This is a genomic window from Ignavibacteria bacterium (genome assembly GCA_013177855.1).
Lineage (GTDB): Bacteria > Bacteroidota > Ignavibacteria > Ch128b > Ch128b > Ch128b.
Window position 1 is genome coordinate 167,697 of record JABLYA010000006.1, and the last position, 20,847, is coordinate 188,543.

Genomic DNA, 20,847 nt, shown 5'->3' on the forward strand with positions numbered 1-20,847 from the left:
TGAAAATATATAATAAAAAACAAATATATTTTATGGCTAAAAAAAAGTCTAATGGTAATGGTAATAGTAACGGAAACAATAATGGAAATGGTAAAAAAGAAACAATTAATTTTGAAAAGAAGTTAATAACCATTATAGAAAACGGACAAGAAAAAAATATACCATTAAACAATAAGCAAATAGCAGAAATTTTATACGGTACAAAATTACAAATTAGAGGTAAAAATAAAAAACAAAAAGAATTATTAACAAGTATTGGAACAAAAGAAATCACAATAGCAGTCGGTCCTGCAGGTGTTGGTAAATCTTACATATCTGTTGCAAAAGCTCTTGAACTTTTGGCACATTCTGAAAATAACTATCAGAAAATCTACATAGTGACACCAAATGTAGAATTAGATGGTTCGCATTTAGGATTTATGCCTGGCGATTTAATGGAGAAGTTAGGTTATTATTTATTTTCAACTTTTTATCTAATTGATAAAGTTATTGGAAAACAAAATAGAAAAAAATTAATAGAATTAGGAATAATTGAACCTTTAGCTATTGGTTTTTTGAGAGGTGTTAATATTGATAACTCAATTCTAATTTGTGAAGAAGCACAAAATACCACAGCACTTCAGATGAAAACTATGATAACTCGTATAGGTTTTAATAGTAAGTTTATTATTTCTGGTGACTTGGAACAATCGGATATTAAAAATCATAATGGTTTACAAGACGCATTAGATAAATTTAAAGATTTTGAAGAAATTGGAATAGTTAGATTTGATAGTTATGATATTGTAAGAAATCCAATTATAAGTAAAATTTTATTTAAATATAAATAAAATTGTTTGTATATAGAATATTGTTAAATAAAATAATTCAAAAATACTTAAAAAGACTTCTTTGGAAGTCTTTTTTTTATTTATTCATATTCATTTTTAATATATAAATAAAACTAAAAGCATTTTTATGAAACTTAAAAGATTTAATATAGATTCATTAAATGAAAGTCAGGGAGTAATGTATTTTGCTGATAAAAAGCCAGAACTTTCAGAAGAGAATCAAAAATTAGATATAATTGAAAGATTATCACAACACTGGAATGAAAAATTAAAAACTGATTTTTTAGCACCAAGATCCTTATATTCTTATTCGTTAGATGAATTAAAAGAAATAGAAAAATATTATTTAACTGAATCCAATAACTATTGTGATTTTGGTTGTGATTATATTTCTAAATTTGTGGAAGAACATCCAGAATATGATAATGAAGATTTTTTTGAATATGTTAGCGCACATAATAAAGCCGATAGAGATATGGGTGAGTTGCAAGACATTTCAAAAGAAGAAATTGATAGATTGGCTGATGAATGGAAACACGTTAAAGAATCATTAGAAAATCCTGTGGTTAAACAATTAGGTATTATCGATCTTTATCGAAAATTGAGATTTGCAGCATATGATAATTATCCTAGAATTAAAGATGAAGAAAGATATTTAAGAAAATTGGATAATTTATTTAATCATTATCAAATTTGGGCAGGTTCTTATAATGATATTAATTATAAAAGTGATTTGATAGAATTAATGACAAAAATAAATCGGTTTATGGATGCTTATGATTTACCAATAGATAAGTTTCATAGGTTTGAAATAGAAAAAATTAATTTTGATAGATTTAATTTAAAAGAGTCATACTATGTAGGTATAGGTGAAGAAATAAATAAATTACGAGATATATTAAAAGATTCTGGGTATGGACATAATTTTGAAATTAAGGATAATAAACTATACTTTCTCGCAAGTGAAGATCAAGAAACATTTGATAAAATAGAAAATGTTGCAAAAGAACATGGGTTTGAAATAAAACTAGAATCTAAAGAATATTTAAAAAGAATTGTTAATTTGACTGATGAAAAAATAGATACTTCAAAACCATCAATATTTCAATATACTATTTATAGACTTCCAACTGAAGAAGAATTAAATGAATTTAGTGAATTTCCTAATCTAACAGCAAAAGAAATCAAAAATGGTTTTAGTTATACTATAATTGGTAAAGGTATAAAAACTGCAAAAAATCAACAAATGATAATTGATAGTATTCAAATGTTAATTGATAAATATCCTGAAAATGAAGAATATAAGAAAGCATTAGAAATTGCCAAAGGCGAACTAAATATATTGAATGATAAAAAAGGTATATGGAGTAAATATGAAAATTATGATCCTAAGTTGGTAGAAACCCTCCATGAATTAAAACAACAACATTCAACAAATGATGCTGTGGAAGATATAAGAATTGAAGGTGATGAAATAGTATTTGATGTAAAATGTGAAACTGATGTTCAATCTGTTACAGAATATAATGGTTTTAAATTAAGATTTAATTATTTATGTAATATAGATGAACACGAAGAAAAGTCAGAAGAAGAAATATTAGAACATGCTAAAATGATAAAAGAAAAAGTAATAAATCAATATATTGAAAAATTATTTGAATCGCCTGATAATATAACTACTTTAGATCCAGATAGAAAAAATACAACATATTCATCTTATGATGATAAAGATGTTGCAAAACCTTTTGCATTTATTATTAAAAATGATAAAGTAGCAAAATATAAATTAAAACCAGAAGATTTAGGAGAATTATGGATTGGTTATTGGTCTGAAAGTCATTTTTCAAACTGTCCTTTTCTAGTTCAAAATGGTGGTAATTATTTATACGATGAATTATTTCTAGGTAGATTATGGTTTAGAACATCACATAATGGAAACACGGAACCATATGATATTAAAATTTTATCTACTTGGGTATCACTTATAAATAATGTTGAATTAATACAACACATTGTTACAGAAATAGAAAAAGCAGATTATGATTTATCGGATTGGTCATATGATACTGGTAATTATATATATATCATTACAGACGAATATAAACATAAAGTTAAAGTTACAAGAACAATACCTTTAAAAGAACTTGGTATTACTTTCTTAGAAGATAGTCAAAAAAGTGGTGATAATTTATTTAGAAAAAAATTCAAGAAAAATACACCATTAATGTATAGACAAGCAATTTATGGTGAAAACAAAATATATAATTTTGAAGAATATTTAAAAATAAAAAGTGAAAATGAAAAAAATATAGAAAATTTATAAACAAAAGTGTAGACCTAATTCAAAACTATATCTTAAAAAATAATAAATTGTTATGACATACAAAAGATTTGACAAATTGATTCAAAGTTTTAAAAATCAATTTGTAATTTACACAAAAGATGGTAGAATCTTATTTTTAAGACCACGACCATATTATAATCCTGCTGCGGTTTTAGCAACAAATGAAAAAACATTTGAGCTTGAAATTATCGAGTATGAGGATATCGATTATGTTATAGTCGATGGACAAAAATATAAATAGTATGAAAACTTTTGAAAATTTTATAAATAGTAACATTGTAATGTATACTGCATTAAAATTGATGAAAACATATAAAAGATTTATATTAGAAAAGAATATACCAACTTATATGCCAATACCTAAAGATATTGAGCAAATAGCCAGATTGTTTCACAATGCTGGTAAAGACCTTTTTGTTGTCGGTGGTGCCGTTAGAGATTTTCTACAAGGTAAACAACCACACGATTTTGACATTGTTACAAATGCGCAACCAGAAGAAACAAAACAAATACTTAAAGGTTGGAATGTTTCTGATGAACAAGGTAAAAATTTTGGTGTTCTTAGAATTTACACAAAAGATGAACCAAAAGGTTATGAGATTGCCACATATAGAAAAGACATTGCAAAAGGTCGTGATGTAAAAGGTGATGAACAAAAAGTAGAAATTGGTAGTCATATTACAATTAACGATGATGTTAAGCGTAGAGACTTAACTATAAATGCTTTATTTTATGATATTAACAAAAAAGAAATCGTAGATTTAGTTGGTGGTGTTAATGATTTAAAAAATAATGTTATAAGAGCTGTTGGTGATCCAAAAGAAAGATTTGATGAAGATAGATTAAGAATTTTAAGAGTGTTAAGATTTGCTGCTAGAACTGGTGGTAATATTGATCAGACAACTTCTAATGCAATTAAAGAGGATAATAGATTAAGAGGTATTGGACCAAAAGATGATGTATCACAAGAAAGAATACACGAAGAATGGAATAAAATGTTAGAACATGCTCAAAAGGCAAACAGTTCTAAAATGATGCAGAATTATATTGATTTATTAACTGAATATGATATGTGGAAACAAATGTTCCCTGGTATGATAGTTGATACAACTATTGAAGTTGAATCTTTAAATAATGCTATTATATTTTATGGTTTATTTAACAAAGATGATATTGCTGGTAAAAAGAAAATGATGGTTAGAGATTTAAAGTTTACTATTGATTTAGTAAATCAATTGGATTTCTTAGAAACATATAAAATTTCTAAACTAGAAGATGTTTATAGATTGGCAAAATTAAAAGAGAAGTTCCATATAGACGAACAATTGATAAGAGATTTTGTTGATGAATATGGATTAAATATAAAATTTATGGAAGCGTTTTTAAAATATTGTAATGACGGTTTTATTGTGGATGGTAACGATCTAATGGCCCAAGGTTTTAAAGGTAAAGCCATTGAAACTGAAAAAGAACGTAGAGAATTAATTAGATTTAAAAATGAATATATAATGATGTGAAATACTTAAAAATTTACTATTTAAAAACCTATTGATTTAAGTATACATTATAAAATAATAAAAAAGTATGAAAAAGTATGATAATTATATAAAAGAAAATGATAATATTAGAAACGAAAATGCTAAAAAATGGTTATTAGAACAACCATTTATTAAAATAGATGAAAAAACTGGTAAAATGCTAGTTATTGCTGTAAAATATAAAAATTTTCCTGAATCTTTAACAAACATAAGTAAAAGAAAATGGACAGAGTTAAATTATACAACACTTGTTAGATTATTATTATTTTCTTGGTTATTTAAATATAACGGTAATTCAAAAGATTTATTATTAATAAAAAAACAACTTAAAGAAAATATATTTGATGAAAATCTAAGAATATTCACTCAGATACCAACTAATATTTCGATTATGAAAAAATGGTTTAGACCAATATCAGGAGAAAATTTAACAATATATTCTGAAAATTATATTCATCTTGGCTTAATTTTATATAAAAAAGATGAAATTTTTAATGAAACAAATATTTTAGATTGGATGAATTTTGTTAGAAGATTAACAAATAAAGCAAATAAATCTGAAAATGATACTATTGATTTTATTAAGAAAAATAAGATATACGCAGATGCTATTAAAGCCAGTGATATGGATGATAAGAATGGTATTGATATTTGGTTAATAAATAATAAAGGTGAGAAAATTCCAGCGCAAGTAAAATATCCTGTATCAAATACAAATATATCAATGTTTTGGGGTAAAGATAAAAAGGAATATAAAATTGTTATTGATGATACAAATTTAGATATGAAGAATTATAATGTTTTTAAAGATGGTAAATTGATCTGGAAATTTTTATTCTTATGGGACCCAAAAAAGAAAAAATTATACCAAATAAATTCATCATCAATTAATAGAATATATAAACACCCTGAAAATAATTATGTTTATATTAATCTTAGATTAACAGATGAATGGTTACCGAGAATGATTAAAATATATGATATTTCTACAACTAACACCAACTCCAATCAAATCTGATGAAATAAAAAAACTAAAAGATATTACTGATAAATATCATTCAAAATAACAACTGGTGTTATTTAACAAAGATTCTTTAATTTCTTTAAACATATATGCAAATTCATATTCTTCTAATTCGGATGCAACATCAATTAGCATGTCTAAAGTTTTAATCCAATATCTTTGCTCAACCCAATATTCATTAATAAAAAAATCATCAATATATCTATAACCTAAATACACTTTATTTTCATTGTTTTTAATAGCGTATTCAAAGTTATATAACATCATATCAAGATATTCTACATCAATGTTTTCTTTATTTTTCATTAAATTTTAACTTTAAATTTTTCTTCAATTTCTTCTTTTGTACCTTCAAATTGTAAAGGTTCATAAGAGATTGTTGCTACATATTTATCTTTTAATTGAATAATATCTAAACGCTCACCTGCATTTGTTTTCCATCTAAATATCCAATTGTTATTTTCTTCCTGTCTTATCCAGTTTAATTGAAATTAATACTTTCTCCTGGTATATCTGGAAAATCTGGATAATTTTTTTTTTGAAAAGATATATAAGTTTCTAGCATAATTCAAAACATTAAATGAATGTTCCACTAAACCGTGTTCATAATTGCAATGATATTTTCCTGACGCAGGTGCTGTAAAAAAGTCTGTTTCTGTTTTTAGCCATTTAACAAATTTTTCTTTACCATCTCTCTTTACTGTGTCCATGTACTTATCATACAATTCAATATATTCCTGTGTAGTCATTAAAAATTAATTTTTTTCTTCACAATCGCATTCAATGTATTTATTAATTAATCCTTGTTCAACCAGCGAATCTATCCAATTTTCTGCACAAACTTGTAATTCATCGTCTGATACATTACTATCAAGCCAATGTTGATATTTATAGTTTTTAACATTCTTATCAGCAGGATTGTCAGGAACATGTCCAGGTTTATCTAAATAAAGAGTAGTTATAATATCGCCATAATAGTCTACAAATTTTTTAATTTCTTCTGGTTCTCTACAATGAATAAAAAAAATACTTCTTTCATTTATTTTCTTTTCAATTCTTTTGATTGTACTTTTAAATGGTCCGTCGTTATAACTCGTCCATATTCTTTTCATGTCAGCTAAAAATTTTCTCGCTTCATCGGTTTTTGAACCATCCCAACCTAATTTTTTAGCAACCTTCTTTACTTTATCTACAGTTGAAAAATTGTAAACCTTAATACCCATTGTTTTACAGTATTTTTTACAATACCATACAAACTTATCTTTTCCACTTTTTGGGTGTCCATTGATTAAAATTACTTGAATCATATTTTTAATTATTTTTTAATATTCTTTTATGTTGTACCATTGTACATAATCACCAATTTTAAATTTCGGTTTCATCTAAAATTCTATTTAATTTGTTTTCTTTACAATAATATTTTTGATATAATTGTTCATATATTGGTGGTTCACAAGGTTTCCAATATATTCTATCTTCGCCATAAACTATATCTGGTAGATATTTCTCTAATGGTTTTGCATTTTCGTTTATTGATAATACAGTCCATTTACCATCTTTTTCCTTTTTCCAATTAACATTAATACCAAACCAAATTGTTTCTCCATTTTCTTTAACAACTCTTTCAATAGTATATTTATCCCATTTCCAATGATATTCTGGTTCGCCTATTGGTGAATCGAATATAAACCATTCTGATTTTTTAGATAGTTTCATTTAATATTCTTTTTAATTTATTTTTTCTATATTTTCTATAATATTTCTTATTATCATAATCTATTTTAATACTTCCAGTTGAATTTTTATTTGAAATAGATAGATATATGTATTCAGAATCAATATAATAATTTTTAATTTCTATTTTATTTTGCAACCATAAATCAACACAAATATTGTGAACTATTGCATAATGTTGTTCTGTTTCCTTTTGAAGATATTCTTTATCAAAAAATTTAATCTTATTAAAATATATAGTTTCGAATATTTTTGTTATACCAGTCATAATTTCATATTATTCATTATTCTATTGGTTCTATATCAAAACCTAATTTATTAATTCTTTTCTCAGACCTCTTTTTAAATTCTAAAGCAACAAAATCTCTTTTTGCTTTGAATTTTTCTTTTCTTTCTGTATTAGAATTTTTAATATCATAGTATAGACCTTCTTCATCATCTCTATAATCCCAGATACCACCTAATTTTCGTTTCCTTTATCGTCTATTTCTACTTCTAATGCTAATCCTAACGGATGAAGGAAAGTTCTATTTAGTTCTTGTAAATAACCACTTTCTCTAAATTCTTTAATATCAATTTTTTTATCATAGTATCTAATTTATTTTTTCTACTTTATTTTTAGTTAATTCTAACGCTTTTGTTTGAATATCACAACCTATAAATCTTCTTCCATTCATTTTGCAAACAACCGCAGTTGTTCCACCACCTAAAAAGAAATCACCAACCAAATCACCTTCGTTTGATGATGTTTTGATTATTCTATCTAATAATTCAACTGGTTTTTGTGTGGAATATTGTTGCACTTTATTTGGTGAGACACCCAATGATTTTAAATTCCAAATATTCTGTATTGGTTTATCTTGATAATCTTTTGCATAAAGTATCTTTCTCGGATTACCATTTTTAGACCATTCTATTTGTCCCAATTCATCCAATTTTTCCAATTCTGAATGAGAAATTGCCCAATGTCTACCTTTAGGTAGGTTTACAATACCGTGAGATTTTGAATTCCAAGGTTGTCCTGTTTCACCTAATTTTGTTTCACCTTTTGCATGTAAAGGTATAGTTGTATAATAATCACCATTCTTATCAATCTTATTATATTGATTTACTAAATCAGCTTCTAATTTGGGTTCTGTTGGTGCATTAAATGTATATTTTTCTGTTTTTGTGTAATACAAAATATTATCGTATATTTTACCCCAATTATTTGAATTATTTTTTGCGTTTGTACATTGTCTAATAATTTCATTCTTATATTGTTTCCAACCAAATATCTTATCTAATAAAACTCTCATATATGAATTCAAATGCCAATCACAATGAATATAAATTGAACCAGTTGGTTTCAGAACTCGATACATTTCTTTAATTCTTGGATTATACCATTTTACAGCATCCATAGGTTCTCCTAGAATATCATCATAATCTGGAAACTTGTTTCCTGTATTATAAAGAATGTCACAATAAATTAAATCAAAACTTTCATCTGGTAATGATTGTAATAATTCTAAATTGTCTTGTAAGTATAGTTTTATATCATTTGTTTGATAGTACAACATATTCTTTCTAATTTCTTTTTCCTAAATTCTGTTAATGTGATGAATTGTCTAACTGGAAAAGACCAACTTTCATCTATTCCTTCTAATACTAAATGACCTTTGCTCATATATTCTAAATACCATTCTTCTGAAACATTTGACCAACGTTCATCCTTAGGTTGAGGTTGCTCAATTTCTTTTATGATATATACTTTTCCTTTTTTAAGTCTTGGACCAGCACCATCATTATCATATAAACATACAACTTTATCAAGACTTTTCATTTAATATCCTTTCTAATTTCTTTTCTCTTAATTTATAATTTAGTTTTTCGCTTATCACATGAGTTTTCATAAAATTGACTTTAATTTTTGATAGTATTCTTCTGATAAGAAGTCTTTTGCTTCAAGTAGATAATTTAAATATTCTTGATTTGGTTTAAGTCCTTCAACAATATATTCTGGTTGTGCAATATAAACCCAAGCACTTATACCATCTATTTCAACAAGCGTTCTTTTATAATGTTTTGGAAATGACTCAAATTTATCCATTACTGCAATATCTTCAATTTCATACAATACGCCTTCAACTATTGAACCTTCGTTAGGTACAATATTAGCAACAGCTCCTTGAGTTTTAGATATTTTGTTAAACTTCAGTTCAAAATTCTTTAATTTTGCAGGTTTGTATTGATTTATTACAACACCTCTTTGAGCCATTCTTGTTAAAGACATATTTGATCCATATGCAAAATACCACATATCATTTAATTATTTTTATGGTTATTTTTGTTTGTGTAAAATGTTAAATCAACATTTTTTAAAAACCTAATGTACAAAAGACTATCTATAAAACGACTCATATTCTATTCAATATCTTTATTTTATAATCAACATCATCTCTATAATGCTCACAAAGAAATTCAAAATCTTTTTCACTTAACTTATAATACTCCATTAACATTTCTTTGTCTGTTTTTGAAATACTTTTTATCTTATCTTCTTTCTTGTTAGGATTCTTTGTCCAATACCAACCAGGTGTTTTATTGACATTCCTATAAAGTAAAAACCATAAGTCCATAGCACTTGCTTTATCTATGCACTTATGGTTAAAGAATTGAGAAATTTCTAGTTTACCTAAACTAAATTTCTTATTAACAATAAAAAAAGTATTTATTTTATCTTCATCTGTAGCTGTGTGATAGTTCTTCTTGTTTTGGAAAATACTATCAACCATTTGCATAAAATCCATTTATAATTTATTTTATTTTGGATTTTATAGTTTGATTAATATTTTAAGTTTATATGAAATTTAAATCTTTTCATAATTATATAACAATATTTAATATATACTACTGAACTTAATAAAAACTTACGATGCAAACTTTTCTCGTACCGAATTATTAAGCGATGATGTCGAAACAAAAAGAATTTTGGGTTGGAATTTCAAATTTGAATATTATATATAAAAAGAAAAGAACAATGAAATTGAGAAAATTTATGGTAACAACATTTAGAGAGTATTTGAATGAATATCAAGACATTTTATTAGCACCAAATGGTAATAAAAGCAATTTACCTAAAAATTTATATTACTATGTAAGAACTGATGAATTTAAAAAATGGTTTGGTGATTGGGAAAATGATAGACAAAATTCAAGTAAAGTTTTAGATGAAAACGGAGAACCGATGATTGTTTATCATGGTGGGTCTGATAATTTTGATAAATTTGATAAAAAATATAGAGGTACATCAACCAATGCAAAATCAGCAAAACTTGGCTTCTTTTTTACTGATGATAGAAATGATGCTATTGCATATTCTAAAAGATATGCTGGTGGAAAGTTATATAAATGCTTCTTGAATTTAAGAAATCCAATTATTAAAGATTTTAATGGAGAAATCATAGATACAGATTTGGAATTAGTTAAATTAATTAAATTATCTGATGATGGTGTTATCGCTTTAAATCTTAAAGATGGTTTTGTAGTAAATAACCAATATATAGTAAAAGAAGAAAATGATATTAAAATCATTAACGACATTTAGGTTTTCATTTTTTAATACATAAATTGTTGGTGGGTAAAAAATTATTACACATAACGGTTAAGTGTAAAAATCATTTTAATATTTTTTACATTTTATTATACATAGTATTTTGTAATGAAATTTTAATTTTGGAATATTTATATATAAAATAAAATATGGAAAACGAAATGAGAAAACATATAGACACATTCAAAAATTTTTGTGTGAATGAAGATTTTAGACCAGGTTTTGTAACGTCACCAGCACCGTGGGGTCTGTTGAAGAAGCAAGGAAATTTATAATTAATGTTTTATTACAACGACCAGATTTGACGTTACAAAAATTTGTTGAACTAAACAAAAATATTGTGAATAGATATCATAAAGAAGGTCAAAAATTTTTTTATGATGCGGTTGAAAAATTAAATATTCCATTTTGGAATAAAAAGCGTGAATAAAAATAAATAAAAATATATGGAAAAGAAACTTAAACATTTGAAAACATTCGAACAAAACACAGATAAAAACTTAAATATATCTGATGTTATAAGTCGTTTTATTGATACATTATCAGAAAAACACAATGTTGTTTCTAATAATTTATTGGTGGGTAAAACAGGTGATAAACTAAATATTTATACACAAGATGAATATGGTTATTTAAAATTATTAGAAACAATCAATATAAATGACTTATAACGTTTGCAAATATAAAACGTTGCCACACAAATGTAAATAAATGAAACAAATTTAAAAAAATATAATATAAATAGAAACCACAACAGCAATGTTTTATATTTGTTGTTATAAACATGTAAAAAATTATGTAAGAAACATTTAAAAGATACGAATTACTTTGTGAGGATGTAAAACATCAAATTGATTTTGTTGATTATTACAAATTCGACTTTAAATACTTAGAAGAAACTTTAAATGAAATGAAGGAACTTCAAGAAAAGATTAAACAAAATCAATGGGTGGATAACAATATAACGGCTGATGATAAACAATCGTTTTAATGTTGACAAATGTACGTTGAAAGAGAAATGTCATCACAAAAAATGAAAGCAAAGTGACGTTTTAATGTTTGCTAACGGTCGGGTGTATATGTAGTGTGAGATTTGAAACATTTTTTAAATGAAAGTAAAGATACTTGGTATGATATTGATGATAAACTTTCAATATAAATTATTACTAACCACTTAAAGCGTATTGTACGATGCTTGGCACAGTTTAATTTGATTATGACAACTACATACACATTTTACAAAAACTCGAATACTGGTGAAATATTGATGAGGCAACACTTTTCAGATATTTCATTTAAGTGTCCTGACTATTTCTATGACTGGAACAAGAAATCAATCGACACACCTGACTTAACTGGATTTGTTGAAATATCTGAAAAGACATTTAACCGAGAAGCTAAGTTGAAGGCACGTTCTTAGAAAGTTTCAAATTAATTTTTTTTTTGTTTGATAAAAATGTTGTATATTTGTTGTTATAAATAATAAAAATTACGAATATGAAAAAATACGAAAAAACAACGAATGTAGGCGATGAAGTTTTAGCCGATGTTACTACTGTGGTAAAAATAGTTGTCAAAGAAAGAACATTTAATCAAATGTGGAAAGACGCCGATAAGCGGTTAAAAAGTAGTATTAATAGATTTTATGAGAACTTTATCAAGAACAAATAAAAACGAATGTATAAAAAGAACTGTAAACTTTCGGCTATCACGTCACCCACGCTTTTGGCAAGTCGCTGTTATAGCCAGTTGTTACAAAGTTATGGAGATTTTTCTAATTTTGATGGAGAATGTAAGTTATTTTCATTATCCAAATAAAAAAAATAAAAAGAAATGACAAAGAAGAGATTTACATTTGATGAATTATGGAACAGACTTCCAGTTGATGTTCGCAATGCTTGTGCATCTTGTGAGCAAGATCCTATTTTTCACCCAGAAGGAAATGTCGATGTTCACATCAGATTAGTTTTTGAACACGCTGTTAAGAACTTTGATGGTGATGTTGATTTACTTGTCTCTGCTATTTTCCATGACCTTGGAAAACCTGAAACCAAAAGAGTTTCGGAAAGAAATGGCAGAGTTAAAATTTCTAATATTGGACACGAACTCAAGTGCGAATCATTTATTAATAAATATTTCGATCTTTTTTCTGATGTTACAACTAACAAGGAAAAAGTAACTGAAATTTGTAAAAATCACATGAAGGCACATCTTTACAAAAACAAAACAATGTCAAAACCTTCTAAAAGAAAGGCGTTTGAATCATTGAAATTTTTTGATGATATTATGAAGTTTGCAGAATGTGACGAAATGGGGAAAAGTGAATAATATGTTTTCGTGGTTTAAGAAGAGAGAAGAGGTTGAAGAACGACCAAGAGATAATCAACTCATATTAAAATATGAGTATGAACATACATCTTGGGGTAGTTACAATTCTACAACAAAATTAAAAAAAGTATATATTGACGAATTAGTATTTAGATTTAAACAAAGAAAATTCAATGATGTAATTATAATATCTGAATATAATAACGTCAAGTATCCTTTTTTTGATATAGATCAACTTGATAAATATAATCATTTTATAAGAAATTTTAAAGAATTGCCTTATGTCCTTTTGTAAAATATTATGATTTTATGAAAAATGATTTATTTAATGATTGGGTTGTGTATTCTAATACAGAATATCAAAAAATGACGAATGACCGAAATGAATTTCATATTAGAGGTGTTTTTGAAAAATTAGAAAGACAACCTGTACTTATTGAAAAGAATGGCGAACTTAGTTCAAATTTCAGCGAATTTATTTCTAAATTAGAAAATTACTTTGAGTGTGATGGTCTTGAACTATCAACTCTTAGATATAATGACCCTGATATGTTATTGAAACTTAGAAGAATTAAAAAACTAAATCGTATAATTAAATAATCTTAAAATTTAAATATATAACTGATATGAGTTACAATTTGTTTTTAGATGATATAAGATTTCCATATGTTGAAAAAAGTGATTTGAAAGATTCTGAGAAAGAATTTCACAATTTTATTAGCGCATATCATTACACCTTTTATGAACCATTTAAATCAGAACAGTGGTTGATTGCAAGAAATTATTATCAGTTTGTAAATATTGTTACTAACAAAGGTGTACCAAAAATAGTTGCTTTTGACCATGATTTGGGTATGGAACATTATGAAAGTATACCAACTGATCCAAAAATAAAACAAACAGATATAGATTACTCCAAGTTTCAAGAAAAAACTGGTTATGATTGTGCTAAATGGTTGTGTGATTATTGTCAACAATACAATGTAAAGTTTCCAGAATTCTTCATTCATTCTATGAATGTTGCTGGTTCGATGAATATTAAGAATTATATTTTAAATTATAAGAAACATGTGGAAGAATCTTAATTATGGATGTTTCTATTTTATTTAATGGTATAAAAATAATAGATAACTATAAAGAACTTGTATCTTTAGTTAATTATCTATTAAAGTTTAATGAATTGGTTGTTGATATTTAATTTGATGATTTCAAAAAACAAATAGGCAAAATTAGAGTTTTTCTTATATTGGTTTCAAAGGAGATGATGAAGATTTATTCAACTTTTTAGAAAAAATAATATAAATAAAAAATTTGTTACAGATGGAGCAGTTGCATCATTAAAAAATAAGACAAAAAAATTTAAAGATGAATCGAGAACAGTATGAATTTAGTGATGTGTTTTGGTCAGACCCAATGTGGGACAAAATGAATGGAATACCAAAATATTATTCAATAAATGAAAGTGGTGAAATTGAATTTCATTATCTTAATGATAGAGAACTAAAAGAATTTTTAAATATAAAAATTAAAGAAAATCCCGACTTATTGAGAGATTTAAGATATAAAAAGATAATAAGAATTTTAAAAAATAATTAAATAAGTATGAATATTTTAATAGAAGGTTATAAAATTGAATGCTTTGAAAATGAAAAAGATTACAAACTGTGGATAAAAGATCATCAAAAAGAAACACAAATATTTCAATCTTGTGTATATCACGGTGAATTATATGGTATTACACAAGAAGTAAAAGACTTGTTCCAAGATAATATCATTGTTTCAATTAAGAAGAAAAATTATAATGATGTTCAATATATTTTAATACACAAATAATATGAAACAGAAATTAGCAAAATATATACTTTTTGTATATTTGAATTATATACAAGAAGATTTGTCAGACTTAAAACCATTCGCACAAAATTTATTAAAACCAGCATGGTTCGTAAGATCAATTCTAGTGTGGATATATTCAATTGTATTTTTTCCGTTAGTATTATTGGATATTCAAATACAAAAGAATAAATTTAAGATATTAAATTTTATATTAAAAAAATGATTTATAAAATCCAAGTCAAATGACTGGATTTTTTTTTGTTTAATTCAATACTTTAAAATATATAAAAACAAACTTATTTATAATTTTACTATAAAATATTTTGAAAAAAATAATCAATTTTTGAATGATTAGAATTTTAGTATTATCCAGTGATACTGATGGTGTTGGTTATTATCGTACTTTAAATCCTCACCTATGTATGAAAGAACCTGATATTAAAGTGGATATAAGGTTATTAACTGATATGACTTTACCTTTGTTAGATCCAAATTTTTTGAGACATTATTCAATAATTTTTTACAATAAAGTAATTCCATTTGCAGATCCACAAAAAGAAGAATTGTTTTATAAAATTTGTAAAGAATTTAATATAAAAATTATATATGATATTGATGATTATTGGATTCTTGATCCAAGTCATATTAATTTTAAAAACTGGAAAGAAAATAAATCAGGTGAAAAAGTAGAAAATCTAATTAAAAGAGCTGATGTTGTTACTACAACAACAAGTATTTTTGCAGATAGAATCAGAGAATTAAACCCAAATGTTGTAGTTTTAGAAAACGCATTGAATATTAATGAACAACAATGGATTTCAAATAAAACAAAATCAGATAGAATTAGATTTATTTGGGGTGGTGGTATTTCACATAAAGTTGATTTAATGTTATTAAAAGATGAATTTAAAAAATTTGAAAAAACATTTATTAAAAAATCACAAATAATAATGTGTGGTTATGATTTGCGTATTAAAATGAAAGATGGTACAATCAAAAAAGATGATCACAATCGTAGTCAATGGGGTATATTTGAGAATATTTTTACTGGTGATGGTAAATATATTCAAGATCTTAAATATTCAGATTTTTTAAGAAAATCAGATAATTTTGATAATGATGATACTTATGGTTATAGAGAAGAATTCATAGATAATTTTTATCAAAGAAGACATACAAAACCAATATTACTTTATGGTTCAATGTATAATGAAGCTGATATAAGTTTGGCACCGTTGAAAAGTAATATTTTATTTAATAAAATGAAATCACAATTGAAACTTATTGAAGCAGGATGTCATAAAATGCCTGTAATTATGAGTAATTACGGGCCTTATACGTTGGATGATGTTGAAGGTACAAAAACAGGTATTCAAAAAGGTTGGTTAATTGATGAAAATAAATCAAATTGGTATGAAAAAATGAAATGGTATGTTGATAATCCAAATGCTATCAAAGAACATGGTGAAGCAAACCACGAATATTTTTTACAAAAATTTGAAATGCAAGTAGTAAACAAAAAAAGAGCAGATTTATATAAATTTATTGCTACACAAAATAGAGAAGAAGTAAAATTATGAACAATTTAGACTTACAATTAAAAGAACTATACGAAAAAATATTATCTAAAGAAAGATATAGAACCGACAGAACTGGTTATGGTACAAAATCTATATTTGGATATCAAATGCGTTTAAACATGGCTGATGGTTTTCCTTTGACAACATTAAGGAAAATACATATTAAATCGTTAATTCACGAACTTTTATGGTTTTTAGGTTCGTATGATGATAAATATAAAAAATTTGGTAATACAAATATAAAATATTTGTTGGATAATGGTGTAACATTTTGGACAGATTGGTGTTATAAAAATTATAAAGATACTAAACTTAAAAAATTTCAAGAAAATGACCTTAAAGATTCTAAAACAGTTAAGAAATTCAAACTTTTAAGTCAAAAAGATTTTGAAAATAATATTATTAAGGATGATGATTTTGCTTTAAAATGGGGTGAATTAGGCCCAGTCTATGGAAAACAATGGAAAGATTGGGGTGGTTATTATGAAATGGTTGAAAAAACAAAGATAATGAAAGAAACAAAAGGTGAACAAATCATTGTTGATAAGTTGGGTTGGGAAAAGATATATATGAAAGGTATCAATCAAATTGATAATCTTATAAATATGTTAATAGAAACACCAGATTCAAGAAGATTGATTGTTAATGCTTGGAATGTTGCTGAAATAGATGATATGTTACTTCCTCCTTGCCATGTTTTGTATCAATTTTATTCTGATATAATTACAATGGAAGAAAGAATTGAATATTGTGAAAAACACTACAAAGAAGAAGATGTTAAAGCATTTATGACACAAAATAATATATCTGATTGGAATGAAATAAAGAGAGACCCAAGAAAACAAATCAAAATACTCGATCATTTCAATGTTCCTGAAAGAAAATTGGATTTACAACTTTATCAAAGGTCTGCTGATTTATACCTTGGTGTTCCTTACAACATAGCTTCGTATTCGCTTCTTTTACATATGGTTGCACAAATAGTCAATATGATACCTAATGAATTTATATGGACTGGTGGTGATGTTCACATTTATGCAAACGCTATTAAACCAACAGAAGAATTATTAAATAGAGAAATAAAACCTCTCCCAACATTATGGATAAACCCTGATATACAAAACATATATGGTTTTAGATATGAAGATTTTGATATAAAAAATTATGACCCACATCCAAATATTAAAGTTGATGTAGCAGTCTAAAAAATAATATAAAATGAATGAAAATTAGTGTTATTATGGCAAGTTGGTTTAATCCAAATAGACAAAATATGGATAAAAAATTAATACGTGCTATTAAATCATTTATAAATCAATCATATAAAGGCGAAAAGGAATTAATTATAGTAAGTGATGGTTGTCTTAAGACAAAAGAAATATATGAAACTCATTTTAAAGATAATAAAGAAATTATATATTTTCATTCACAAAAACAACCAATGTATTCTGGTGGTATAAGATCAATAGGTTTAAAGATTGCCACAGGTGATATTATATGTTATCTTGATAATGATGATGTCTTTGGTAAAGAACATTTACAAACTATTGTAGATCAATTTACAGATGATGTTGATTGGGTATATTACAATGATTTTATGGTTCTTAACAAAGAATTTACGAAGTTTTATACAAGATGGGTTGACCCAAGATGGGCGAGTATTGGTACAAGTTCAATTGCTCATAAAAATCCTAAAAAGTGTGAAAAATTAAAAGATATTGAATGGTTTACAGGTTATGGTCATGATTTCTTATATGTATTGAAATTGGCTTCATTAGGTACTAAATTCAAGAAACTACAAAAAAATCCTCAATATATAGTTTGTCATTATAGAGATGGTGATTTTTAAAATAAATAATTAAATAATATAAAATATAATAAAAACAAATGAAAGAACTTAAAACATTAAAATTAGATTCAGACATGATGCATTTCTTTGAATGTTATAAACATAATAAAGAATTAGTTGGTCGTATTTCTATCAGACAAGATATATATGATGATTATATAAAAATATTATCAGCTTTTCCTTTAAAAGACAAAAAGTTAAAATATTTTTTGAAACTTGACGCAAAACAAAAATGTGGTTATATGTCATCCTATTTAATGAAAATTGCAAGAAAAGTAGAAGTTCCTAAAATAATGATTGAAGAGTTCTCAAGAACTAAAAGAATATTGAAAATTTATAATAATAACAAAAGTGCCGCTGAAATTGGAAAATTATTTGTAGAAGATATTAAAAAAGGTTTAATAGAATATAAATACGTAATTAAAAAAGAAATTTATAAAGAACAACTTGCTATTCAAACACATAATTTATGTTTAGCAATTTTCGAACAATTTGATAAAGCAAGACTACAAATGTTAAAGAATCAATAACTGTAATACTTATATGGCTTACAACCAATCAACTGTAATAATTTTTATGGCTAACATCCAATGATTCTTTAAAAAAATCTCATTCTCTTGAATGAGATTTTTTTTATTTGAAATTTTTTGTAACTTTGTATTTGGAGAAATTATATATGGCAAAAAGAAAATCAGAAAAAATAGACTTATCAAAAGAAAGAATCGATGAACTTCATAAAATAATAAACGAGCAAACTAATATTCTGATTAAAAATCAGACAAGAAGACAATTATTAAAGAATAGACTCGAAAAAGAAAAATGTAGATTAGATATATTTTATCTTGATAAGATATTTCACAGTATACCTGTCTTTATAAATCCTGAATCAGACTTGTTTGGTATAAGAAATAACTATATCAGAGCAAGACTTGACACCAAAGAAGGTGAAAGATTATTTCCAGTCAAACCAGAAATTTGTCATTTTGAAATTGATGAAGATTGGTGTACATTTGAAGTTAAATGCGTTCACGAATCACCTCAAATACTTTCCTGGGAGATTGAAAAAATCAAATATATTTCTTTAATTTTTGATAGACTTAGTATTTTTGAAAAAGAATGGAAATCTAAAAGGATAAAAATAATCGAAAAGTACAATAATTTTATAAAAAGTATTGATATTTACGAATGTGAAAAACTTATTAATAATGCACAGACAGAACTTAAAGCAATAAATGACGCTAAAAAACTTGAGATTGGTCTCAAATATGTTTTTGATAGTGAAATAACTCATTTCTATGGTAAGAAAAAAGTATCAAAACGTAGAGGGAGAGATGAATCTCAAAAGATAAAAAGTTTAGAGATTTTAAAAACCACACCAGTATATTGTTTTTATAAAGTTGAAATTATGAAATATGACTATAATATTTTTGAATATAAAATAAGCGAGGTTAAAGAATATAAAGACAAAAAATGGTATGTACTCAAACTTCTTAATGAAAACAAACACAAACTTGATTTAATGTGCGCCAGAGAAAAGAAATTGGAAAAGATTTTAGAAGAATAAACTGTAACAAAAATTGCATAATACTTAAATATATGAAAAAAAATAGTAAAATAAACTGCTTTACACCTAAATTCACAAAAAAACCTGAAGTTGGACAAATAATTTTTGGTGAAGAAGAATTCATTATAGGTAAAAAGAAAAAAGACAGTGAAATAATTGAAGTAGGTCTTACAATAGAACAGTGCATCGTTAAAGAAAAAAAATATGAACAAATTGTTTCTAAAGGTTTTCTTTTTGAAGTGCCATATATGTCTGAAACAGACGTTTCTATAATTGATGAAACAAGAAAAGATGCATCTTGGGTTATTGTTGAAGTAGAGCATAAAGAAAAATTGAAGCTGATACATTCAACATTACCAGAATCTTATATGGTCAGAGCCAAAAGATTGATTGATGGTAAAATCACAGAAAATTCTGAAACAATAGAATTCTATACTTGTGGTTCTAAATCTATGATTGAAAATATTATAAACAAAAAATTTGAAGTAATAGGTACTATGAAAATATCATGAAATATTATATAACACAATGTATTAAAAAAGTTATAAATTAAGAAAGCCCGAAAAGGGCTTTTTTTATTAAACATTGATAATTTTTTTTACATATAAATACATGGTATCATATT

General features: G+C 25.3%; 29 protein-coding genes and 1 pseudogene. 21 read left to right on the forward strand and 9 right to left on the reverse strand.

The annotated features are described in order from the left end of the window. Positions 1 to 32: 32 nt before the first annotated feature. The 5 genes from HPY57_14595 to HPY57_14615 all read left to right on the forward strand — a co-directional run bounded on the left by HPY57_14595 (position 33) and on the right by HPY57_14615 (position 5,730). Positions 33 to 830, forward strand: a complete 798-nt coding sequence (locus tag HPY57_14595; GenBank protein NPV12992.1) for a hypothetical protein — start codon at positions 33 to 35, stop codon at positions 828 to 830. A gap of 127 nt (positions 831 to 957) precedes the next feature. Further along, positions 958 to 3,153, forward strand: a complete 2,196-nt coding sequence (locus HPY57_14600) for a hypothetical protein (protein ID NPV12993.1) — start codon at positions 958 to 960, stop codon at positions 3,151 to 3,153. A 52-nt stretch (positions 3,154 to 3,205) separates the two neighbouring features. Continuing rightward, the gene (locus tag HPY57_14605) at positions 3,206 to 3,415 is read left to right on the forward strand and encodes a hypothetical protein (protein NPV12994.1); all 210 of its coding nucleotides are present in this window, start codon (positions 3,206 to 3,208) and stop codon (positions 3,413 to 3,415) included. Between the two features lies 1 nt (position 3,416). Continuing rightward, positions 3,417 to 4,691 carry a CCA tRNA nucleotidyltransferase gene (locus HPY57_14610; GenBank protein NPV12995.1) on the forward strand — a complete coding sequence of 425 codons (1,275 nt, stop codon included), beginning with the start codon at positions 3,417 to 3,419 and terminating at the stop codon, positions 4,689 to 4,691. Positions 4,692 to 4,758: 67 nt separating this feature from the next. Beyond that, entirely contained in the window at positions 4,759 to 5,730 is a 972-nt protein-coding gene (locus HPY57_14615) for a hypothetical protein (protein NPV12996.1), read from the forward strand. Positions 5,731 to 5,766: 36 nt separating this feature from the next. Here HPY57_14615 and HPY57_14620 read toward each other — a convergent pair whose 3' ends face one another. From HPY57_14620 to HPY57_14660, 9 genes are all read right to left on the reverse strand, one after another. Next, positions 5,767 to 6,042 carry a hypothetical protein gene (locus HPY57_14620; GenBank protein ID NPV12997.1) on the reverse strand — a complete coding sequence of 92 codons (276 nt, stop codon included), beginning with the start codon at positions 6,040 to 6,042 and terminating at the stop codon, positions 5,767 to 5,769. A 185-nt stretch (positions 6,043 to 6,227) separates the two neighbouring features. Continuing rightward, complete coding sequence (locus HPY57_14625; GenBank protein NPV12998.1) at positions 6,228 to 6,485, reverse strand: hypothetical protein; 258 nt, start codon at positions 6,483 to 6,485, stop codon at positions 6,228 to 6,230. Between the two features lie 6 nt (positions 6,486 to 6,491). Beyond that, entirely contained in the window at positions 6,492 to 7,043 is a 552-nt protein-coding gene (locus HPY57_14630; GenBank protein NPV12999.1) for a hypothetical protein, read from the reverse strand. Positions 7,044 to 7,101: 58 nt separating this feature from the next. After that, entirely contained in the window at positions 7,102 to 7,452 is a 351-nt protein-coding gene (locus HPY57_14635) for a hypothetical protein (GenBank protein NPV13000.1), read from the reverse strand. Then, positions 7,439 to 7,738, reverse strand: a complete 300-nt coding sequence (locus HPY57_14640; GenBank protein ID NPV13001.1) for a hypothetical protein — start codon at positions 7,736 to 7,738, stop codon at positions 7,439 to 7,441. The genes HPY57_14635 and HPY57_14640 overlap by 14 nt, the downstream gene beginning before the upstream one ends. A 325-nt stretch (positions 7,739 to 8,063) precedes the next feature. Beyond that, positions 8,064 to 9,032 carry a site-specific DNA-methyltransferase gene (locus tag HPY57_14645; GenBank protein NPV13002.1) on the reverse strand — a complete coding sequence of 323 codons (969 nt, stop codon included), beginning with the start codon at positions 9,030 to 9,032 and terminating at the stop codon, positions 8,064 to 8,066. Next, on the reverse strand, positions 9,005 to 9,295 hold the full coding sequence (locus tag HPY57_14650) for a hypothetical protein (GenBank protein NPV13003.1): 291 nt from the start codon (positions 9,293 to 9,295) through the stop codon (positions 9,005 to 9,007). The genes HPY57_14645 and HPY57_14650 overlap by 28 nt, the downstream gene beginning before the upstream one ends. A gap of 66 nt (positions 9,296 to 9,361) precedes the next feature. After that, complete coding sequence (locus HPY57_14655) at positions 9,362 to 9,772, reverse strand: gamma-glutamylcyclotransferase (GenBank protein NPV13004.1); 411 nt, start codon at positions 9,770 to 9,772, stop codon at positions 9,362 to 9,364. 97 nt (positions 9,773 to 9,869) lie between these two features. Continuing rightward, positions 9,870 to 10,247: a hypothetical protein gene (locus HPY57_14660; GenBank protein NPV13005.1), complete on the reverse strand. Its 378-nt coding sequence runs from the start codon at positions 10,245 to 10,247 to the stop codon at positions 9,870 to 9,872. A gap of 173 nt (positions 10,248 to 10,420) precedes the next feature. On the opposite strand from HPY57_14660, the gene HPY57_14665 reads away from it, so the two are divergent. The 16 genes and pseudogenes from HPY57_14665 to HPY57_14740 all read left to right on the forward strand — a co-directional run bounded on the left by HPY57_14665 (position 10,421) and on the right by HPY57_14740 (position 20,734). Next, positions 10,421 to 11,059 (forward strand): hypothetical protein, encoded by a 639-nt coding sequence (locus tag HPY57_14665; protein NPV13006.1) that lies wholly within the window; start codon positions 10,421 to 10,423, stop codon positions 11,057 to 11,059. Between the two features lie 452 nt (positions 11,060 to 11,511). Further along, complete coding sequence (locus tag HPY57_14670; GenBank protein ID NPV13007.1) at positions 11,512 to 11,736, forward strand: hypothetical protein; 225 nt, start codon at positions 11,512 to 11,514, stop codon at positions 11,734 to 11,736. Positions 11,737 to 12,332: 596 nt separating this feature from the next. Further along, positions 12,333 to 12,485 carry a hypothetical protein gene (locus HPY57_14675; GenBank protein NPV13008.1) on the forward strand — a complete coding sequence of 51 codons (153 nt, stop codon included), beginning with the start codon at positions 12,333 to 12,335 and terminating at the stop codon, positions 12,483 to 12,485. Positions 12,486 to 12,562: 77 nt separating this feature from the next. Beyond that, positions 12,563 to 12,736, forward strand: coding sequence for a hypothetical protein (locus tag HPY57_14680; protein ID NPV13009.1), 174 nt, complete (start codon positions 12,563 to 12,565; stop codon positions 12,734 to 12,736). Between the two features lie 162 nt (positions 12,737 to 12,898). Continuing rightward, positions 12,899 to 13,393 carry a hypothetical protein gene (locus tag HPY57_14685; GenBank protein NPV13010.1) on the forward strand — a complete coding sequence of 165 codons (495 nt, stop codon included), beginning with the start codon at positions 12,899 to 12,901 and terminating at the stop codon, positions 13,391 to 13,393. 1 nt (position 13,394) lies between these two features. Beyond that, positions 13,395 to 13,688: a hypothetical protein gene (locus HPY57_14690; protein NPV13011.1), complete on the forward strand. Its 294-nt coding sequence runs from the start codon at positions 13,395 to 13,397 to the stop codon at positions 13,686 to 13,688. A gap of 14 nt (positions 13,689 to 13,702) precedes the next feature. Beyond that, positions 13,703 to 13,993 carry a hypothetical protein gene (locus HPY57_14695; GenBank protein ID NPV13012.1) on the forward strand — a complete coding sequence of 97 codons (291 nt, stop codon included), beginning with the start codon at positions 13,703 to 13,705 and terminating at the stop codon, positions 13,991 to 13,993. A gap of 83 nt (positions 13,994 to 14,076) precedes the next feature. After that, a pseudogene (locus tag HPY57_14700) lies at positions 14,077 to 14,412 on the forward strand (hypothetical protein). 346 nt (positions 14,413 to 14,758) lie between these two features. Next, complete coding sequence (locus HPY57_14705) at positions 14,759 to 14,989, forward strand: hypothetical protein (GenBank protein ID NPV13013.1); 231 nt, start codon at positions 14,759 to 14,761, stop codon at positions 14,987 to 14,989. A 6-nt stretch (positions 14,990 to 14,995) separates the two neighbouring features. Beyond that, positions 14,996 to 15,226 (forward strand): hypothetical protein, encoded by a 231-nt coding sequence (locus HPY57_14710; GenBank protein NPV13014.1) that lies wholly within the window; start codon positions 14,996 to 14,998, stop codon positions 15,224 to 15,226. Between the two features lie 350 nt (positions 15,227 to 15,576). After that, on the forward strand, positions 15,577 to 16,809 hold the full coding sequence (locus tag HPY57_14715; GenBank protein ID NPV13015.1) for a hypothetical protein: 1,233 nt from the start codon (positions 15,577 to 15,579) through the stop codon (positions 16,807 to 16,809). Then, positions 16,806 to 18,014: a thymidylate synthase gene (thyA, locus tag HPY57_14720; GenBank protein NPV13016.1), complete on the forward strand. Its 1,209-nt coding sequence runs from the start codon at positions 16,806 to 16,808 to the stop codon at positions 18,012 to 18,014. The genes HPY57_14715 and thyA overlap by 4 nt, the downstream gene beginning before the upstream one ends. A 17-nt stretch (positions 18,015 to 18,031) precedes the next feature. Further along, a complete protein-coding gene (locus tag HPY57_14725) occupies positions 18,032 to 18,658 on the forward strand; it encodes a glycosyltransferase family 2 protein (GenBank protein NPV13017.1) in 627 nt (208 codons plus the stop codon). A 38-nt stretch (positions 18,659 to 18,696) separates the two neighbouring features. Then, positions 18,697 to 19,188: a hypothetical protein gene (locus HPY57_14730; protein ID NPV13018.1), complete on the forward strand. Its 492-nt coding sequence runs from the start codon at positions 18,697 to 18,699 to the stop codon at positions 19,186 to 19,188. Between the two features lie 146 nt (positions 19,189 to 19,334). Then, a complete protein-coding gene (locus tag HPY57_14735; protein ID NPV13019.1) occupies positions 19,335 to 20,222 on the forward strand; it encodes a hypothetical protein in 888 nt (295 codons plus the stop codon). A 32-nt stretch (positions 20,223 to 20,254) separates the two neighbouring features. Further along, the gene (locus tag HPY57_14740) at positions 20,255 to 20,734 is read left to right on the forward strand and encodes a hypothetical protein (protein NPV13020.1); all 480 of its coding nucleotides are present in this window, start codon (positions 20,255 to 20,257) and stop codon (positions 20,732 to 20,734) included. Positions 20,735 to 20,847: the final 113 nt, after the last annotated feature.